Annotated in this window: 19 protein-coding genes; 4 read left to right on the forward strand and 15 right to left on the reverse strand. The window is 61.0% G+C overall.

Annotated elements, in window-relative coordinates:
• Nucleotides 1-20: 20 nt before the first annotated feature.
• The 14 genes from nuoI to CCE89_RS13990 form a co-directional block, all read right to left on the reverse strand.
• The gene (gene nuoI / locus CCE89_RS13925) at nt 21-509 is read right to left on the reverse strand and encodes an NADH-quinone oxidoreductase subunit NuoI (protein ID WP_086438644.1); all 489 of its coding nucleotides are present in this window, start codon (nt 507-509) and stop codon (nt 21-23) included.
• On the reverse strand, nt 506-1,552 hold the full coding sequence (nuoH, locus tag CCE89_RS13930) for an NADH-quinone oxidoreductase subunit NuoH (protein WP_086438645.1): 1,047 nt from the start codon (nt 1,550-1,552) through the stop codon (nt 506-508). The genes nuoI and nuoH overlap by 4 nt, the downstream gene beginning before the upstream one ends.
• Nucleotides 1,549-3,543 carry an NADH-quinone oxidoreductase subunit NuoG gene (gene nuoG / locus CCE89_RS13935; protein WP_086438646.1) on the reverse strand — a complete coding sequence of 665 codons (1,995 nt, stop codon included), beginning with the start codon at nt 3,541-3,543 and terminating at the stop codon, nt 1,549-1,551. Before nuoG ends, nuoH begins: the two co-directional genes overlap by 4 nt.
• 3 nt (nt 3,544-3,546) lie before the next feature.
• Nucleotides 3,547-4,230, reverse strand: coding sequence for a hypothetical protein (locus CCE89_RS13940; protein WP_086438647.1), 684 nt, complete (start codon nt 4,228-4,230; stop codon nt 3,547-3,549).
• Nucleotides 4,230-5,522, reverse strand: a complete 1,293-nt coding sequence (gene nuoF / locus CCE89_RS13945) for an NADH-quinone oxidoreductase subunit NuoF (protein ID WP_086438648.1) — start codon at nt 5,520-5,522, stop codon at nt 4,230-4,232. Before nuoF ends, CCE89_RS13940 begins: the two co-directional genes overlap by 1 nt.
• Nucleotides 5,522-5,746 (reverse strand): hypothetical protein, encoded by a 225-nt coding sequence (locus CCE89_RS13950; protein ID WP_086438649.1) that lies wholly within the window; start codon nt 5,744-5,746, stop codon nt 5,522-5,524. The genes nuoF and CCE89_RS13950 overlap by 1 nt, the downstream gene beginning before the upstream one ends.
• A complete protein-coding gene (locus CCE89_RS13955) occupies nt 5,743-5,961 on the reverse strand; it encodes a hypothetical protein (protein WP_086438650.1) in 219 nt (72 codons plus the stop codon). The genes CCE89_RS13950 and CCE89_RS13955 overlap by 4 nt, the downstream gene beginning before the upstream one ends.
• Entirely contained in the window at nt 5,961-6,629 is a 669-nt protein-coding gene (gene nuoE / locus CCE89_RS13960) for an NADH-quinone oxidoreductase subunit NuoE (protein WP_086438651.1), read from the reverse strand. The genes CCE89_RS13955 and nuoE overlap by 1 nt, the downstream gene beginning before the upstream one ends.
• A 201-nt stretch (nt 6,630-6,830) precedes the next feature.
• Nucleotides 6,831-8,048: an NADH-quinone oxidoreductase subunit D gene (locus CCE89_RS13965; RefSeq protein WP_200810357.1), complete on the reverse strand. Its 1,218-nt coding sequence runs from the start codon at nt 8,046-8,048 to the stop codon at nt 6,831-6,833.
• Complete coding sequence (locus CCE89_RS13970) at nt 8,045-8,803, reverse strand: NADH-quinone oxidoreductase subunit C (protein WP_086438652.1); 759 nt, start codon at nt 8,801-8,803, stop codon at nt 8,045-8,047. Before CCE89_RS13970 ends, CCE89_RS13965 begins: the two co-directional genes overlap by 4 nt.
• A gap of 1 nt (nt 8,804) precedes the next feature.
• Nucleotides 8,805-9,350, reverse strand: a complete 546-nt coding sequence (locus CCE89_RS13975; protein WP_086438829.1) for a NuoB/complex I 20 kDa subunit family protein — start codon at nt 9,348-9,350, stop codon at nt 8,805-8,807.
• 71 nt (nt 9,351-9,421) lie between these two features.
• Nucleotides 9,422-9,796: an NADH-quinone oxidoreductase subunit A gene (locus CCE89_RS13980; RefSeq protein ID WP_086438653.1), complete on the reverse strand. Its 375-nt coding sequence runs from the start codon at nt 9,794-9,796 to the stop codon at nt 9,422-9,424.
• A gap of 116 nt (nt 9,797-9,912) precedes the next feature.
• On the reverse strand, nt 9,913-11,166 hold the full coding sequence (locus CCE89_RS13985; protein WP_086438654.1) for an SMP-30/gluconolactonase/LRE family protein: 1,254 nt from the start codon (nt 11,164-11,166) through the stop codon (nt 9,913-9,915).
• On the reverse strand, nt 11,166-12,596 hold the full coding sequence (locus CCE89_RS13990) for a coniferyl aldehyde dehydrogenase (protein ID WP_407640407.1): 1,431 nt from the start codon (nt 12,594-12,596) through the stop codon (nt 11,166-11,168). The genes CCE89_RS13985 and CCE89_RS13990 overlap by 1 nt, the downstream gene beginning before the upstream one ends.
• Nucleotides 12,597-12,769: 173 nt before the next feature.
• On the opposite strand from CCE89_RS13990, the gene CCE89_RS13995 reads away from it, so the two are divergent.
• On the forward strand, nt 12,770-13,966 hold the full coding sequence (locus CCE89_RS13995; RefSeq protein WP_086438656.1) for a thiolase family protein: 1,197 nt from the start codon (nt 12,770-12,772) through the stop codon (nt 13,964-13,966).
• Nucleotides 13,967-14,099: 133 nt separating this feature from the next.
• A complete protein-coding gene (locus CCE89_RS14000; protein ID WP_086438657.1) occupies nt 14,100-14,522 on the forward strand; it encodes a hypothetical protein in 423 nt (140 codons plus the stop codon).
• A 56-nt stretch (nt 14,523-14,578) separates the two neighbouring features.
• Here the strand turns inward: CCE89_RS14000 and CCE89_RS14005 are convergent, their stop codons facing one another.
• Entirely contained in the window at nt 14,579-15,055 is a 477-nt protein-coding gene (locus CCE89_RS14005; RefSeq protein WP_086438658.1) for an SH3 domain-containing protein, read from the reverse strand.
• An 83-nt stretch (nt 15,056-15,138) separates the two neighbouring features.
• Here CCE89_RS14005 and CCE89_RS14010 point away from each other — a divergent pair, with 83 nt between their 5' ends.
• Nucleotides 15,139-16,155 (forward strand): 2-hydroxyacid dehydrogenase, encoded by a 1,017-nt coding sequence (locus CCE89_RS14010; protein WP_086438659.1) that lies wholly within the window; start codon nt 15,139-15,141, stop codon nt 16,153-16,155.
• Between the two features lie 139 nt (nt 16,156-16,294).
• On the forward strand, nt 16,295-17,563 hold the full coding sequence (locus CCE89_RS14015) for an ammonium transporter (protein ID WP_234990095.1): 1,269 nt from the start codon (nt 16,295-16,297) through the stop codon (nt 17,561-17,563).
• Nucleotides 17,564-17,568 lie beyond the last annotated feature (5 nt).

Raw genomic sequence — 17,568 nt, forward strand, 5'->3', positions numbered from 1 at the left:
GTTTCCAGTTCCGGCGCCGCCTAGCGATAGGGCGCGTCGGCTTCAAGGTTCGCGGCAATCGCCCGCTCCCACTTGTCCCCGTTGGCCAGCAATTTCGCCTTGTCGTAAAGCAGTTCTTCGCGAGTTTCGGTCGCGTATTCGAAATTCGGACCCTCGACGATGGCATCGACCGGGCAGGCTTCCTGGCAGAAGCCGCAGTAGATGCACTTCGTCATATCGATGTCGTATCGCGTGGTGCGGCGGCTGCCGTCATCGCGCGGTTCGCTCTCGATCGTGATCGCCTGCGCCGGGCAGATCGCCTCGCACAGCTTGCAGGCGATGCAGCGTTCCTCGCCATTGGGATAGCGACGCAGCGCATGCTCCCCGCGGAAACGCGGCGACAGCGGGTTCTTTTCGAACGGATAGTTGATCGTCACCTTGGGCTTGAAGAAGTACTTCAGCGTGAGGGCATGCGCCTTCACGAACTCCCAGAGGGTGAATGACTTGATGAGGTGAGAGACGGTGCTCATCCGTAGTGTCCAGTTGCCATGAGGTAGCCGGAAATGACGGCGACGAAGATAAGGCTCATCGGCAGGAATACCTTCCAGCCAAGGCGCATCAGCTGATCGTAGCGGTAGCGCGGAACTGTCGCCATGACCCAGCTGAACATCAAGAAGAAGAAGAACGTCTTGAGCAGGAACCAGATGATTCCCGGCACGGCGTAAAGCGGTGCCCAGTCGATCGGCGGCAGCCAGCCACCGAAGAACAGGATCGTGTTGAGCGAACACATCAGCAGGATGTTGGCATACTCACCCAACCAGAAGAGCGCGAAGCTCATCGAGCTGTATTCGGTCTGGTAACCCGCGACGAGTTCGGACTCCGCCTCGGTCAGGTCGAACGGAACGCGTGCCGTTTCTGCGAGGCTGGAGATGAAGAACACCACCCACATCGGGAACAGCAGCAGGTTGAAATAATATCCGTTGATGATCCCGAATCCGTGGCCCCGCTGGCCTTCGACGATCTCGGTCAGGTTGAAGGTACCTGCCCACAGCACGACGCAAACGAGGATGAAGCCAATCGAGACTTCATAGCTGATCATCTGAGCGGCGGCGCGCATGGCCGAGAAGAACGGGTATTTGGAATTCGACGCCCAACCGCTCATCACCACGCCGTAAACCGACAGCGAGCTGATCGCGAGGATGTAGAGCAGGCCGACATTGATATCCGCCAGCACCACGCCTGCATCGAACGGCACCACCGCCCAGGCGGCGAGCGCCACGGTGAAGGTGATGATCGGTGCGAGGAGGAAAATGCCCTTGTTGGAAGCGGTCGGGATGATGGTTTCCTGGAGGAACACCTTCAAACCGTCGGCGAAACTTTGCAGGATGCCGAAGGGACCGACCACGTTCGGACCGCGGCGCAGGTTGATTGCCGCCCAGACCTTGCGATCGACATAGATGACCATCGCAACTGCGAGCATGAGCGGCAGTGCGATCAGCAGGATACCGCTGATCGTGGCGATGAACCACGCCCATTCGTAGGACATGCCGAGGGATTGGAAGAACTCGGTCATTCCGCAGCCTCCTTCAGCTCATCGCCGTGGAGGAGTTCTGCCGAACACTGCTGCATCACCGCGCTGGCGCGGGCGATCGGGTTGGTCAGGTAGAAATCCTTGATCGGATAGCTTTCCATGACGCCTTCCGCTTTGGCATTCGCGTCGGCTTTCGGAAGGTCGCCGTAATCCGCTAGCCCTTCTTCGCCCAATGCGGGCACTTCTGCGATCATCGCGTCCTGCAACTCGCCGAAGCTGTCGAAGCCGACCTCGACCTTCAGCGCATCGGCGAGCGCGCGCAGGATCGTCCAGTCTTCCCGCGCGTCACCCGGCGCAAATACGGCCTTTTCGGCGAATTGCACGCGACCTTCAGTGTTGACGTAAGTCCCGTCCTTTTCAGCATAGCTGGCCGCCGGAAGGATGATATCTGCCGCATGCGCGCCCTTGTCGCCGTGATGGCCGATATAGACCTTGAGGCTGTCCGCGTAGGGTTCGAAATCCATCTCGTCCGCGCCAAGCGCCAGCAGCACCTTGGGCGATGCCTTGGCGATGTCGGCCATGCCGCCCTTCTGCGCGAAGCCGAGCATCAGCCCGCCCATGCGCGCAGCCGAGAAATGCAGTACGTTGAAATCAGCGCCCCAACCCTGCGCCAACGCAAGCGCCTTGCCATGCGCACCCTTGAGCGCGCCGCCACCAACGATCACCGCGCTGCGATCGGCATTCCCGAAAGTTTCGGTCACTTCCGAAGGCAGATCGTTGAGTACACCAAGGTCGCTGCCGAGGAAGGTCGCCGGGAAAGTCGTTTCCCACTCGGGACCGACTACGAAGACCTTGGCACCGCGCTTCACCGCCTTGCGCAGGCGAACGTTCAAGAGCGGCGCTTCCCAGCGGATGTGGCTGCCGACGATCAGGATCGCTTCGGCTTCCTCGATACCGGCAAGCGTCGAGTTGAAATTGACGGCGGCGAGGTTCGACACGTCGTAATCCATGCCGGTCTGACGGCCTTCGATCAGCGTCGAACCGCAGGCCTTGAGGAGCGACTTCGCCGCGAACATCGTCTCACAATCGAGCATGTCGCCGGCTACAGCCGCGATGGATTTCTTGTCCGATTTGAGCTGCTTGGCGATCGCCTTGAACGCCTCTTCCCAGCTCGATTCAGTCAGCTTGCCGCGCTTGCGCATGTAGACCTTGTCGAGACGGCGTTTGGATAGCCCGTCAACCTGGTAGCGCGCCTTGTCGCTGATCCATTCCTCGTTGACCTCGTCATTGACGCGCGGGAGCGCGCGCATGACTTCGCGGCCACGGCTGTCGAGACGGATATTCGCACCGATCGCGTCGGAGACATCGATGCTGAGCGTGCGCTTCAGCTCCCAGGGGCGAGCCTCGAACGCATAGGGGCGCGAAGTCAGCGCACCGACCGGGCAGAGATCGATCACATTGGCGCTCAATTCATGCTCGGCAGCATGCTCGAGATAGGTCGTGATCTGCATGTCCTCGCCGCGATAGAGTGCGCCGATTTCGTCCACGCCTGCGATCTCTTCGGAGAAACGCACGCAGCGGGTACAGTGGATGCAGCGGGTCATGATCGTCTTGATCAGCGGGCCCATGTATTTCTCGGTGACGGCGCGCTTGTTTTCCTCATAGCGCGAACCGCCGCGGCCATAGGCCACCGCCTGGTCCTGCAGGTCGCATTCACCGCCCTGGTCGCAGATCGGGCAATCGAGCGGGTGGTTGATGAGGAGAAACTCCATCACCCCTTCGCGCGCGGTCTTCACCATTTCGGTGTCGGTGCGGATTTCCTGCCCCTCGGTCGCTGGCAGCGCGCAGCTCGCTTGTGGCTTGGGCGGCCCGGGCTTCACTTCGACCAGGCACATGCGGCAGTTGCCGGCGATGCTCAGCCGCTCATGATAGCAGAAGCGCGGAATCTCCTTGCCGGCCATTTCGCAGGCCTGAAGAACCGTTGCGCCATCGGGGGCGTCGATTTCCTGTCCGTCTACGGTGACTTTAGGCATAATTCAGCTTTCAGGTTCCATACGCCGTAGGCGATGATAAACGGGCTCGTTCAACGCGATCTGCAACGCCTTGTGGGAAAGTTCGAGCTCCTGACCGGCAGCGACACATGGTGACAAGGCTGGCATAAGCTTCTGGATCGCCATACCCTCCTCCTTGCTGTCTTGTTCGGTCCTTAAATAATCGATCGTTGCCTGCGGACTCTTGAGGAACACACAATCTCCGAACTCCATGTAGGCCAAATATGCCGCGTCGGAACGTTCTCCTTCCGGTAGTCCGCCAAGCGAAACCAGATACCAGGGATCCGGTGCAGCAATCTGAGAAAGATCGATTTCTCGAGCCAGCTGCAACTTCACCATTTCGGCAGCGAGCGCACGCCTGAATGGTCTTTGCGTAAAGGTCATCTTTATTCCGCCAACGGGCGTATCTGAACCGCCCATGCAAACTTCAATGTCGCCCGCATTCTTTCTAATAAGTCGGAATTCTGCATCCGAACCCGGAACGGTTTCAAGGACTTTGGCCGCATAAGCTGGACCACGTTCGGCGATGCACTCGACCGTCAATTGCATCAGTTCGACGCTGTCGGTCTTGCGGATATTGCCGCCGAGACGCGTGCCGGTCCACTGCGCAGAGACGCTGGTTGCGGCCAAGACCAACACAGAAAAGCCGGCAAGATATTTGCCAAGCATCACTCCGCAGCCTCCGCGAATTTCGCGTTGTGTTCTTCGATCCGGCGCTCCAGCTCCGGGCGGAAGTGGCGAAGCAGGCCCTGGATCGGCCAGGCTGCCGCATCGCCGAGCGCGCAGATCGTGTGGCCTTCGACCTGCTTGGTGACCTGGTACAGCATGTCGATCTCTTCGATCGCGGCGTCGCCGGTGCGCAGGCGCTCCATCACGCGCCACATCCAGCCCGTGCCTTCGCGACAGGGCGTGCACTGGCCGCAGCTCTCGTGCTTGTAGAAATAGCTGAGACGCGAAATCGCGCGGACGATGTCGGTCGACTTGTCCATCACGATAACCGCTGCAGTACCGAGGCCCGAGCCGACTTCCTTGAGCCCGTCGAAATCCATCGGCGCGTCCATGATTTCCTTGGCAGGGACCAGTGGGACAGACGAACCACCCGGGATCACGGCGAGGAGATTGTCCCATCCGCCGGTGACGCCGCCGCAATGCTTCTCGATCAGTTCGCGGAAGGGGATGCTCATCGCTTCCTCGACCACGCAGGGCTGTTCGACATGGCCGGAGATCTGGAAGAGCTTGGTCCCGTGGTTGTTCTCGCGGCCAAAGCTCGCGAACCACGAAGCGCCGCGCCGCAGGATCGTCGGTACGACCGCGATGCTTTCGACATTGTTGACCGTTGTGGGGCAGCCGTAGAGGCCTGCACCTGCCGGAAACGGCGGCTTGAGGCGCGGCTGGCCCTTCTTGCCTTCGAGGCTTTCGATCATCGCGGTCTCTTCGCCGCAGATGTAAGCGCCCGCACCGCGGTGCATGAACACGTCGAAGTCGTAACCCGAGCCGCTTGCATTCTTGCCGATCAGACCCGCGTCATACGCCTCGTCGATCGCCGCCTGCAGCGTTTCGGCCTCGCGGATGTACTCGCCGCGAATGTAGATATAGGCCGCCCGCGCGCGCATGGCGAAGCCTGCGACCAGCGCGCCTTCGACCAGCTTGTGCGGATCATGACGGATGATCTCGCGATCCTTGCAGGAACCGGGTTCGGATTCGTCGGCATTGATAACGAGGAAGCTGGGACGCCCGTCGGCGCTTTCCTTGGGCATGAACGACCACTTGAGGCCGGTGGGGAAGCCCGCCCCGCCCCGTCCGCGCAATCCCGAGGCCTTGATCTCCTCGATAATGGTGTCCTGACCCTTCTCGATCAGCGCCTTGGTATTGTCCCAGTCACCGCGTTGCTGCGCAGCCTTCAGCCCCCAATCCTGGAAGCCATAGACATTGGTGAAGATGCGGTCCTTGTCAGCGAGCATCACTCAGGGTTCCCATCGAGATAGTCATCCATGTCCGTGTCACCGGTCGGCGTCTGGGCGAGCAGGATCACGCCGATGATGAACAGCACGATCCCGGCGATCAGTACGCCGTCGCCAAAGTTCATCTCGCCATGCACCATGATTCCGGCCCCGGCGAGGATGCCGAGACTGCCGACCATCATGATCTGGCGAGCATGCCTGCGCAAGGAAACGAGGTTGATCATAGATCCCCCCGCTCGCCTTGGCCGGCACCGGCGAGTTCGTCCCGCGACGGCGCATTATTTCTGAGAGCACGCAATTGCTTGAGCGCAAGCGCCTGCCCCATCAGTCCGCCGATCATCAGCGCGATGCCGAGACCGCGATCGCCACCTCCGGCAAAGGCAACGCCGGCGAGGAACAGACCGAGGCCTGCAACAGCAAGAGCGAAAACGCCGACCATTACCAGTCACCCCGATAATCGTGGTTGGCTTCGACCATTTCCTTGAGCGTGGTCGGGCCATCCTTCGGCTCCGACGTATGGCGGCCGGGCTCTTGCGTTCCGGTCTTGGGGCTTTCCCCCTTGGCCAGCGCATCGAGCACGGCGTCGAGTCGCTCGGGCGTCAAATCTTCGTAGTTGTCGTCATTGATCTGGACCATCGGCGCGGTCGCGCAATTGCCCATGCACTCAACCTCGGTAAGGGTCCAGAGGCCATCTTCCGACACATGGCCCTTCTCCATCCCGCGCTTCTTGCAGGTTTCGAACAGTCCGTCCGAACCGCGTAGCATGCAGGGCGTAGTGCCGCAGACCTGCACGTGATATTTCCCGACCGGCTTCATGTTGTACATGAAGTAGAAGGTCGCGACTTCGAGAACGCGGATCACCGGCATGTCGAGATAGGCGGCGACATATTCGATTACCGGCAGAGGCAGCCAGCCTTGCGTATCCGTTTCCTCACCGACCTGGCGCTGGGCAAGGTCGAGCAGCGGCATCACCGCAGACTTCTGACGACCCTCGGGATACTTCGCGATGTGCTTGTCCGCCGCAGCCTTGTTGGCCTCGGTGAAAGCGAAATTGCCCCAGCGCTCGCGCAGCTCGGGCGTATCGGGTGCAGGTGTACGGTCAGCCATTGCTATTCTCACTGGCACGGTAGCGGCGAGACCAAAGACCGAATCCGAAAAGGACGAATCCAGTCAGAGCAAGAAATCCACCCGCAAACCTTAGCGCGTCGAAAAGTTCCGTTCCGATCAGCATAAGAACCGCAAGGATGCCAAGCGACAGCAAGCTAAGCGCAGCATAGTACCGCCGAAATTGCATATCTGTCATACGCGTCACCGGTCACACTCCCCGAAGACGACGTCGATCGCGCCGAGAATGGCGGTCGCGTCTGGCAGCATGTGGCCCTTGCTCATGAAATCCATTGCCTGAAGATGCGAAAAGGCCGTCGGGCGGATCTTGCAGCGATAGGGCTTGTTGGTGCCGTCGCTCACGAGATAGACGCCGAACTCACCCTTGGGGCTTTCGGTTGCGACGTAAACTTCGCCCGCGGGCACGTGGAAGCCCTCGGTATAGAGCTTGAAGTGATGGATCAGCGCTTCCATCGACTGCTTCATCTTCCCGCGGCTAGGCGGCGAAACCTTATTGGCCGTGCTGGCAACCGGCCCTTGCGGCATTTGCGCGATGCACTGCTTGATGATCTTGGCGCTTTCGTAAACTTCCTTCACGCGCACCACGAAGCGGTCGTAGCAGTCCGAATTGGTGCCGACGGGAATGTCGAACTCCATCCGGTCGTAAACGTCATAAGGCTGCGACTTGCGCAAATCCCACGGGATACCGGCAGCGCGGATCATTGGGCCGGAGAAGCCCCACTTGATCGCATCTTCGCGGTTCACCACCGCGATATCGACATTGCGCTGCTTGAAGATGCGGTTGTCGAGCACGAGGCTCATCGCGTCGCCGAACAGCTCCGGCAGGCGCGTATCGACCCATTCTCCGATATCGACCAGCAGCTTCTCGGGCACGTCCTGATGGACACCGCCAGGGCGATACCAGGCCGCGTGCATACGCGCGCCGGAAGCCCGTTCGAAGAAGTTCATGCAGTCTTCGCGCAGTTCGAACACCCAGAGGTTCGGCGTCATCGCGCCGACGTCCATCACGTGGGCGCCGATGTTGAGCATGTGGTTGCAGATGCGCGTCAGCTCGGCGAACAGCACGCGGAGGTATTGGGCACGCTCGGGAACTTCGAGATTGAGCAGCTTCTCGATCGCGAGGACATAGCTGTGCTCCATGCAGAGCGGCGAGCAGTAGTCGAGGCGGTCGAAATAGGGCAGCGCCTGCAGATAGGTCTTGTGCTCGATCAGCTTTTCGGTGCCGCGGTGGAGCAGGCCGACGTGCGGGTCGATCCGTTCGATGACCTCGCCGTCAAGCTCCATCACCATGCGCAGCACGCCGTGTGCCGCAGGGTGCTGGGGCCCGAAGTTGATCGTGTAGTTGGTGATGACGTCGTCGCCGGTGGTGGGCGACTCTTCGAGCTGCATGCCGTGGCTCATGCGTCGTCCTCCTTCTCGTCCTTCTCATCCATTGCGGGCGGATCGGCCGGAGTGTCCTCGGCAGCCTTTTCATCGGCCTTGGCGCCAGCGCCGGTCTGCGCGGGGCTTCCGGTCGTTTGCGGTTCATCCACCGGCGGAATTTCGGCCTTCTCGTCACCCGGAAGCGGCGGTGTCATGCCCTCCCATGGCGACAGGAAGTCGAACTGGCGAAGGTCCTGGGCCAACTCGACCGGTTCGTAAACGACGCGCTTTTCCTCTTCGGAATAGCGCAGCTCGGTATAGCCGGTGAGCGGGAAATCCTTGCGGAACGGATGCCCCTCGAAACCGTAATCGGTCAGGATTCGGCGCAGGTCGTTATTGCCTGCGAACAGCACGCCATACATGTCGAACACTTCGCGTTCGAGCCAACCCGCATTGGGCCACAGCGTGGTCACCGTCGGCACCGGCGTCGCTTCGTCGGTCGAGACCTTCACCATTACACGGTGGTTCTTGGTCACCGAAAGCAGCATGTAGACGACTTCGAAACGCTCGGCGCGCGACGGATAGTCGACCCCGGCGATTTCCATCAGCTGCTGGTAATCATGCTCGTCGCGGAGAGTGCGCAGCACAACTTCGATCGCGTCACGCTTGACCGTGATGACGATCTCGCCGTGCTCTTCCTTGGACGTGACGACATGATCGCCAAGCGCCTTTACCAGCGTTTCGCGAACACCTTCGTTCGAGGCGAATTTCGGAGCGGAGTGAACAACAGCCATATCAGCGCGCAATCGTCCCTTCGCGGCGGATCTTCCGCTGCAGCTGCATCACGCCATAAAGGAGTGCTTCTGCAGTCGGAGGACAGCCGGGGATGTAGATATCGACCGGGACAATCCGGTCGCAGCCGCGAACGACCGAGTAGCTATAGTGGTAATAGCCGCCGCCGTTGGCGCAGCTGCCCATCGAGATGACGTATTTCGGGTCCGACATCTGGTCGTAGACCTTGCGCAGCGCAGGCGCCATCTTGTTGCAGAGCGTCCCCGCAACGATCATCACGTCCGACTGGCGCGGCGAGGCGCGCGGGGCAACGCCAAACCGCTCCATGTCGTAGCGCGGCATGTTCACGTGGATCATCTCGACCGCGCAGCATGCAAGACCGAAGGTCATCCACCACAGGCTGCCGGTGCGCGCCCACTGGAACAGCTCCTCGGTCGAAGTGACGAGGAAACCCTTGTCATTCACCTCGGTCTGCAGCGCGTTGAAGTAGTCCGCGTCAGGCTGGCGGACTTCGCCGCCCTTCGCGGTCGGTACGGCGGCATCACGCATCCGCTGCCCGTCGAGCGCGGGATTGAGTGCGGTTTCGCCGGCGAAAGCTGGGTCTTTGTCAGGGTTGATGCTCATTCCCAGTCCAGAGCTCCCTTCTTCCATTCATAGGCGAGACCGATGGCGAGGATCCCCAGGAACGTCATCATCGCGCCCCAGCCAACCCATCCGGTCTCGTCGAGGCTGACTGCCCAAGGAAACAGGAACGCCGCTTCCAGATCGAAGATGATGAAACTGATCGCGACGAGGTAGAACCGCACGTCGAACTGGCTGCGCGAATCTTCGAACGCGGGAAACCCGCACTCATATTCGCTGAGCTTCTCGGCATCGGGATTGTGCGTGCCGGTGAGGTAGGAAACACCCATCGGCAGGAACACGAAGAGGCTCGACAGCGCGAGCGCGATGAAGAGGAAGATCAGAATTGGAAGATATTGGCTGAGATCGACCACGCGGGAATCCTAGGGGCTAAAACTGCCGTGCCTCTAGGCCCCTCGCCCACGCTTCGCAAGGGCGCGAATCGTGTATTCCCTGTCGGTTATGTTGCACAAAGAGCGACACAAGCCGCTCAATCGAGGGGAAGTCGCCTGATCTGGGTGGAAAGTGCCTCCTTGCCCTGGGCCAGTTCGCCATCGACATATCGGTCCCACTGGCCATTACCGATGTAAATCAGTGCATCGCCGTCGATGCTGCCCGACAGCGGTTCGGTCCATTCCGGATTGGATTGTTCGAGAATGCGATGGCCGACGACGCGCATGCCATCCTCCGACAATTCGAATGCCGCGATGCGCATCGGACTGGTTCCGTTCTGTACCGCGATGAGCTCGTTCTTGTACCGCCACATGCCGTCGACCCCGTCGAGGATCAGCGGAAGGTCGCTGGCGAGCCGCGAGACTTTGCGGGTGGCGAGATCGACAATGGCAATTCCGTAGCGATAGTCGGAGACGTATAGCTTCGTTCCATCGGCGCTGGTGGCGAGCCCCTGAGGCGAACGGAATGTGCCGGGCGCGACAAGTTGTTCCATTTCGATCGCATCAGGACTGGCTCGGTATACTCCGCCGCCGAGCGGGTCGCTGGCATATATTCTTCCATCATCCGCGACGGTGATGTCAGAAATTGAAGCGTTGTCCGGTGTCGGGATACGAAACTCTTGGAGTCCCACACGGCCAAGCCCGATCAATCCGTGGAATTCATCCTCCGCATCGGAGCCATCGATCCGCCCGGAAGCCATCCAGATCACCTGGCCATCGGGCTGCGAAAGTCCGATTCCGCTGATGTTCGAAGCGTTTCTGGGTCGATAGCCTTCCCAAGTCTCAGTCCATTTGTGCCCGAAGACGGCCTTGTCGATCACGCTGCTTACGATCAGCCGGTCGTCGATCGGATCGTGCAGAACGCTTTCCACAAGCCGCGCATCGGAGATGACAAAATCGATAACCTCGCTTGCCGCGATGACTTCGGCTTCTGCGCGCAGACGCTCGGCCACCCTGCCCGGCGCGACCGAGCCGACCAGCTTCTCGATCTGGGTTTGCGCCACGTCGCTGAAGACGTAGCCGCGGTCATAGAGCCACTCGAGCGTCTCGAGCACCTTGTCGATCTCGCCTGCATCGATAAGCGGCTGAAGCATACGAAGCCGTACGCTGCCGCTATCGGGAAAATCGCGTGCGAGCTGTTCGAGCCCTTCGACATCGCCAATTTTCCCGGTCTCGGCATCGACCGCACGCCAAGCGGCGACAGAGGTTGCCTCTTCGGCGTCCTTCGCGACTACCGGTGCCGATAGCGCAAGCGCAAAACCTGCGATGAAAGGCCTTGCAAGACCTCTCATCACTTCATCATGGTCGCAATCGCCTTGTCCGTCGCCTTGCCATAGGGCGGCTTGAACCCGCCTAGCTTGGCGATGTCGATCTTGGGCTGGTGATAGACCGAGCGCGCATGGCTGAACTCGCGGAAGCCTTCGACCGCATGATAGGAACCGATGCCCGACGGCCCGACCCCGCCGAACGGCAGGTCTTCCATCGATACGTGGAAGATCACGTCATTGGTGGTCACGCCGCCGGAAATCGTGCGGGTCAGCACCTGCTCCTGCTCGCCCTTGTCCTCACCGAAATAATAAAGGCCGAGCGGACGGTCGTTCCGGTTCACATAGTCGATCGCTTCGTCGATCTGCTTGTAGGTCTTGACCGGCAGGACAGGCCCGAAGATTTCCTCCTGCATTACCTTCATGTCATCGGTCGCCCCGCGAATGATGTTGAGCGGCATCTTGCGCTGGTTGGCGTTCGCGAAGTCCTCGCCGCCGGGATTGACCTCGATGACCTCCGCACCCTTCTCGCGCGCATCTTCCACGAGACCGTGGAGCCGCTCGAAATGGCGGTCGCTGACGACCGAGGCGTAGTCGTCATTGTCGAGCAATGTCGGATACATATTGGCGACGCCCTGGGTGACGCCGGCGATCGCTTCGTCCTCCTTGTCGGCGGGCACATACATGTAATCGGGCGCAAGACAGATCTGGCCCGCGTTCATCATCTTGCCTAGGGCGATACGCTCGCCAGCCTTGGCGAAGTCGGCGCTGCGGCCCATGAAAACGGGGCTCTTGCCGCCCAGTTCGAGCGTTACGGGCACGAGGTTCGCAGAAGCTGCCTCCATGACGCGCCTCCCCGTTGCGGTCGAACCCGTGAACACGAGATGGTCGAACGGCAGCGAGGAGAAGGCAGCGGCGACTTCCGGGCCACCGGTAATCACTGCCAGTTCGTCGGGCGTGAAGTATTGATCGACGAGATTCTTCATCAGCAGGCTTGTTTTCTCGGTGAACTCGGACGGCTTGATCATCGCGCGGTTGCCCGCAGCGAAGACCTGCATCAGCGGCCCGAAAGCGAGATTCACCGGAAAGTTCCACGGCGACAGGATGCCAATCACACCCTTGGGCTCATAGCGTAGCTCGGCCTTCGCGCCGAGCAGGCCGAGAGGAAACTGCACCTTGCGCTTTTCGGTCCTCGCCCACTTGTCCATCCGCTTGAGCGCATCCTTGCCCGCCCCCACGGTGGAGGCGATGTCGGTAATCATCGACTGCTGCATGCTGCGATTGCCGAAATCAGCGCTCATCGTCTTGGCAAGATCCTCGCCGTGATCGCTGAGCAGCGCGATGGCGCGCTTGATCCGGTCCTTGCGCTTCGACATCGGCTCGGGCCGCTGGTCGGTGAAGGTGTCGCGTTGCAGCTTGAGGATTCGCTCCATCTCTGCACGTTTGTCGTTTGCCACGGGGACTTCCTCTCTTTTTGGTTTCAATTTGCGATGGTTCTTGCCCATGCGCGGCGCTGTGACAAGGCCATACCTCACGGCCGAGGCCGTAACGCGGCGAACCGATTGCGTTTGCCGCATTGCAGCATTAGAGCCTTGCCGCACAAACTCATAACTCAAGCAGGAATAGCCCCATGCCGCAGTTCTCCCAAGCCGATCCGATCGTCATCCTGTCTTATGCCCGCACCCCCATGGGTGGCATGCAGGGCGCACTGGCCGACGCTTCGGCGACCGAACTCGGCGCAACTGCGGTGAAGGCCGCTGTCGAGCGGGCCGGTGTGAGCGGCGACAAATTCGACCGGATCTACATGGGCTGCGTTCTACCCGCCGGCCTCGGTCAGGCCCCTGCCCGCCAGGCTGCAATCAAGGCAGGTCTGCCCAAGTCGGTTCAGGCCACCACGGTCAACAAGGTCTGCGGCAGCGGAATGCAGACCGTCATCATGGGCGCCGAAGCCCTCGCCTCCGGCACGATCGACTACGTTATCTCGGGTGGGATGGAGAGCATGACCAATGCGCCGTACCTCCTGAAGAAGCATCGTTCGGGCGCGCGGATCGGCCACGATACGGCCTACGACCACATGTTCTTGGACGGGCTGGAAGATGCCTACGAAGAAGGTCGCGCCATGGGTACCTTCGCGCAGGAAACGGCCGACGAATATCAGATGACGCGCGAGGAAATGGACGAATACTCCATCGAATCGCTGCGCCGCGCCAATGCCGCTATCGAAAGCGGCGCTTTCGCGGGCGAAGTCGTTCCGGTTACTATCTCCAGTCGCAAGGGCGATGTCACCGTCGAGCATGACGAGCAGCCCGGTCGTGGCCGTCCGGACAAGATCCCGACGCTTCGGCCGGCTTTCGCCAAGGACGGCACGATTACGGCCGCTACTTCGAGCTCGATCTCCGACGGCGCGGCGGCACTCGTGCTGACCCGCGAAAGCGTGGCGAAGGCAGAGGGCAAGGAGCCGGTGGCAAAGATTGTCGCGATGGCAGCCCACGCCCACGAGCCGGCAAAGTTCACCACCGCCCCCATCGGCGCAATCGAGAAAGTCCTCGAGCGCGCGGGCTGGGACAAGGACGAGGTCGATCTCTGGGAAGTCAACGAGGCTTTCGCCTGCGTCGCGATGTTCGCCATGCGCGACATCGGCATCCCGCACGAGAAGATCAACGTTAACGGAGGCGGTACTGCGCTCGGCCACCCGATCGGCGCGAGCGGCACCCGCATCATCGTGACCCTGCTCAACGCGCTGAAGGAACAGGGCAAGACAAAGGGTGTCGCCAGCCTCTGCATCGGCGGCGGCGAAGCGACTGCAGTTGCGGTCGAACTGACCTAGCAATTTCCGGAATGCCCCGGCCAAGGGGCTGCGTGCAAAAATCCCTCGACAATCGGCCTGCGAAAGCTGAAAATGTCCGCTTCGCGCCAGCTATGGCACAGCGGAACGGGTCGCATTGAAGAGGGGAAATGCGATGAAGAAGCTGATTGCGATTGCCTCCATTGCGGCACTGGCTGCCTGCCAGTCTGAGCCGGCTGAAGAGCCAGTCGTCGAGGAAACTGTCACCGAAGCACCCGAAGCGGTCACCGTTGCTAACGGTTCGGCTCCCGGCACCTACGAGGCAACCGCAGCCGATGGCACGGTGATGACCACCGTGATCAACGAGGACGGCACCTATACGGACAGCGATGCCGAGGGGAATGTCGTTGCGGAAGGCAGCTGGGCCGTTGTCGACGGGAAGACCTGCTTCACGCCTACGACAGAAGGCGTTGAGGCGATGTGCTTTACCGAAAGCGAGCCTGCCGAAGACGGGTCATTTACGGCAACCCCCGACGAAGGCGATCCGGTTACCGTCAGACCTGCAGCAGCAGCGGTTGAAGAAGTCGCGGCGGAATAAGCAGCCTTTAATATCAAAGCGGGCGGCCAGTTTGGCCGTCCGTCTTTGTTTAGGGATCAAGGCTCGCCCGCGCCCCACAAGCGGTCGGCCTGTACCCATCCCTTGTGTCCATCGGTGTTGAACTGGCAGAAGCCGTTCTCGCATTTTCCGAGATAGCCCACCACACCCGGTTCCGCATTCCATTTGAGCTTGGATCCCGGATCGGGTTCGGCGCGAATCGCCGCCAATCCATCACCGATGATGATGGCCGAACGTTCCGGGCTCAACAGGCTTGCGCTGACCCAGCCTTGCGCGCCATCGGGGTCTTCGACGAACCGCCAGGCCTCGACGCGACGGATGACCCTGAGCGGCAGTCCCTTGCGCTTATAGACCCACTCTATGCGATAGTCCTGGCTCGGCCCGACACGCATGTTCAGTACATCTGCCCGGATCGAGGCCCAGTAAGGCACATCGCGGTCCTGCCCATGCGCAGGAAGGCTGGCCATGGCGCAAAGGCCGGCGACAAGGAGCATGAGGAAGCGATACATCGCCATGCAGTTACTTGCCCACGGCAATTCCTTCAAGACACGTGACAGATAGCTTGACCGCCCCGCCCTACCCGTCCTAGCCCGCAGAAATGGCAGGCCACGAAGCGCATTCGAGAAAACCGATCGACGGCAAACCCAAGGTAATCGTCACGCGCCATCTCATGCCATCGGTCGAGCTACGCATGTGCGAGCTCTTCGACACGACCCTCAACACCGATGATGCGCCGATGTCTCGCGAAGAATTGATCGCGGCGATGCAGTCTGCCGACGTGCTGGTCCCGACCGTTACCGACACGATCGATGCCGATATGATCGAGGCGGCCGGAGACAAGCTCAAGCTGATCGCAAGCTTTGGAGCGGGCACCGAACATATCGATCTCACCGCCGCCGCTCGGCGCAAGATCATGGTCACCAACACCCCCGGTGTTTTTACCGATGACACCGCCGACATCGCGATGGAGATGGTGATCGGCGTCCCGCGCCGTGTTCGCGAAGGCGTGGCGTTGGTGCGTCGCGGAGAATGGACCGGATGGGCACCCTCTGGCCTGCTGGGGCGCAAGCTGGGTGGCAAGGTCCTCGGCATCATCGGGATGGGCCGGATCGGACAAGCCGTTGCACACCGTGCGAAGGCCTTCGGGCTGGAGATCATTTATCACAATCGCAAGCCCCTGCCAGAAGCGCTCGAGCAGATGTTCGGCGCGCGTCATGTGGACAGCCTGGAAGATTTGCTCGGGCAAGCGGACATCGTTTCCCTCCATTGTCCTTTGACCGAACAAACGCGCGGCATGATCGATTCCCGTCGGATCGGGCTGATGAAACGGGGTTCGTGCATCATCAACACCGCGCGCGGCGAATTGATCGATCAGGAAGCATTGATCGAGGCTCTAGCCAGTGGCCATCTCGTCGGAGCGGGGCTCGACGTCTATCCAGACGAGCCGAACGTGGACAAGCGCCTGCTCGAACATCCCAACGTCATGACCTTGCCTCATATCGGCAGTGCGACGGCAGAGGGACGCGAAGCTTCGGGCGAGAAGGTCATTGCCAACATCCGTTTCTGGATGGACGGCCACAGACCACCCGACCAGGTTCTCGAAGGGCTGGTTTAAGCCTCGGAGACGAATTTCCGCACGATCCTTGCGCGGACACTTGTGCCAGCCTCAGATTCTGTCCAATGGCCTTCAACCATTATAACGGGGTGGGGGAAGACACGTGCTTGCAAGATGGATCGCCGGGTTTGGCGCGCTGTTGACGATCGCGACTGCGGCTAGCGCACAAGACACAGTGCAGGTGGCGGTAAGCGACAGCGGCGATACCGCCTGGATCCTCACTTCCTCGGCGCTCGTCCTGATGATGACGCTCCCTGGCCTGGCGCTGTTTTACGGCGGGCTGGTCCGCACGAAGAACGTGCTGTCCGTCGTGCTGCAATGCGGAGCCATCGCTGCGGTCGCCTCGGTACTCTGGATCGTGGTCGGCTACACGCTCGCCTTCGGCGGGTTGACCAATGGATGGCTCGGTGCAGGCAATGCATGGATGATGATCGAGATGGGCGCGCTGCGCGAAGGCACGACCATGCCGGAAAGCACTTTCGGCCTGTTTCAGATGACCTTCGCCGTGATTACCCCCGCCCTGATGGTCGGCGCCTGGGTGGAGCGGGCACGGTTCGGCTGGGTAATCGGCTTTTGCGCGCTGTGGGGCCTTATCGTTTACGCACCTGTCGCGCATTGGATCTGGGGCGGCGGCTGGATGGCGCAACAATTCGGCGTGCTCGATTTCGCTGGCGGCATCGTGGTCCATACGACTGCGGGTGTCTCGGCACTGGTCATCGCCCTGCTGCTCGGCCGCAGGGAAGGTTTCCCCGAAAAACCGCTGCTGCCGCATGCGCCAACGCTCACCATGATGGGTGCGGCGATGCTGTGGGTCGGCTGGTTCGGCTTCAACGGCGGCTCTGCTTTCGCCGCGACCGACGATGCTTCGACCGCGATAATCAACACCCATGTCGCAGCAAGTGCGGCAGCGCTGACCTGGCTGCTGGTCGAGAAGTTCATGATCGGGAAGCCGACAGGTATCGGCTGGGCAACAGGCGCAATTGCCGGCCTTGCCACCGTCACTCCTGCGGCAGGCTTTATCTCCCCCGGCGCGGCAATTCTCTTCGGCATTCTGGCCGGTGTGATCTGCTACGGCGCGATCCAGCTCGTGAAGCACCGCATGAATATCGACGACTCGCTCGATGTCTTCGCGGTCCACGGCGTCGGAGGAATCCTCGGCACCTTGCTGCTCGGCATCTTCCTCGCGCCGGAGTTTGGCGGCACCGGTTACGCCGAGGGCATGGGAATGGGCAGCCAGCTTGGCGGCCAGGCGATCTCGGTCGTCATCGTCGCGATCTGGAGCGCGATTGCGAGCGCGATCATCGCGCTGATGGTAAGCCTCGTGTTTCCGATGCGTGTTTCGAGCGATGCGGAACGCGAAGGCCTCGACATCACCAGCCACGGCGAACGCGGCTGGGAGTTCGATTGAGCCCG

Origin of the sequence: Altererythrobacter xiamenensis (assembly GCF_900177715.1) — a bacterium.
GTDB classification, from domain to species: Bacteria; Pseudomonadota; Alphaproteobacteria; order Sphingomonadales; family Sphingomonadaceae; genus Erythrobacter; species Erythrobacter xiamenensis.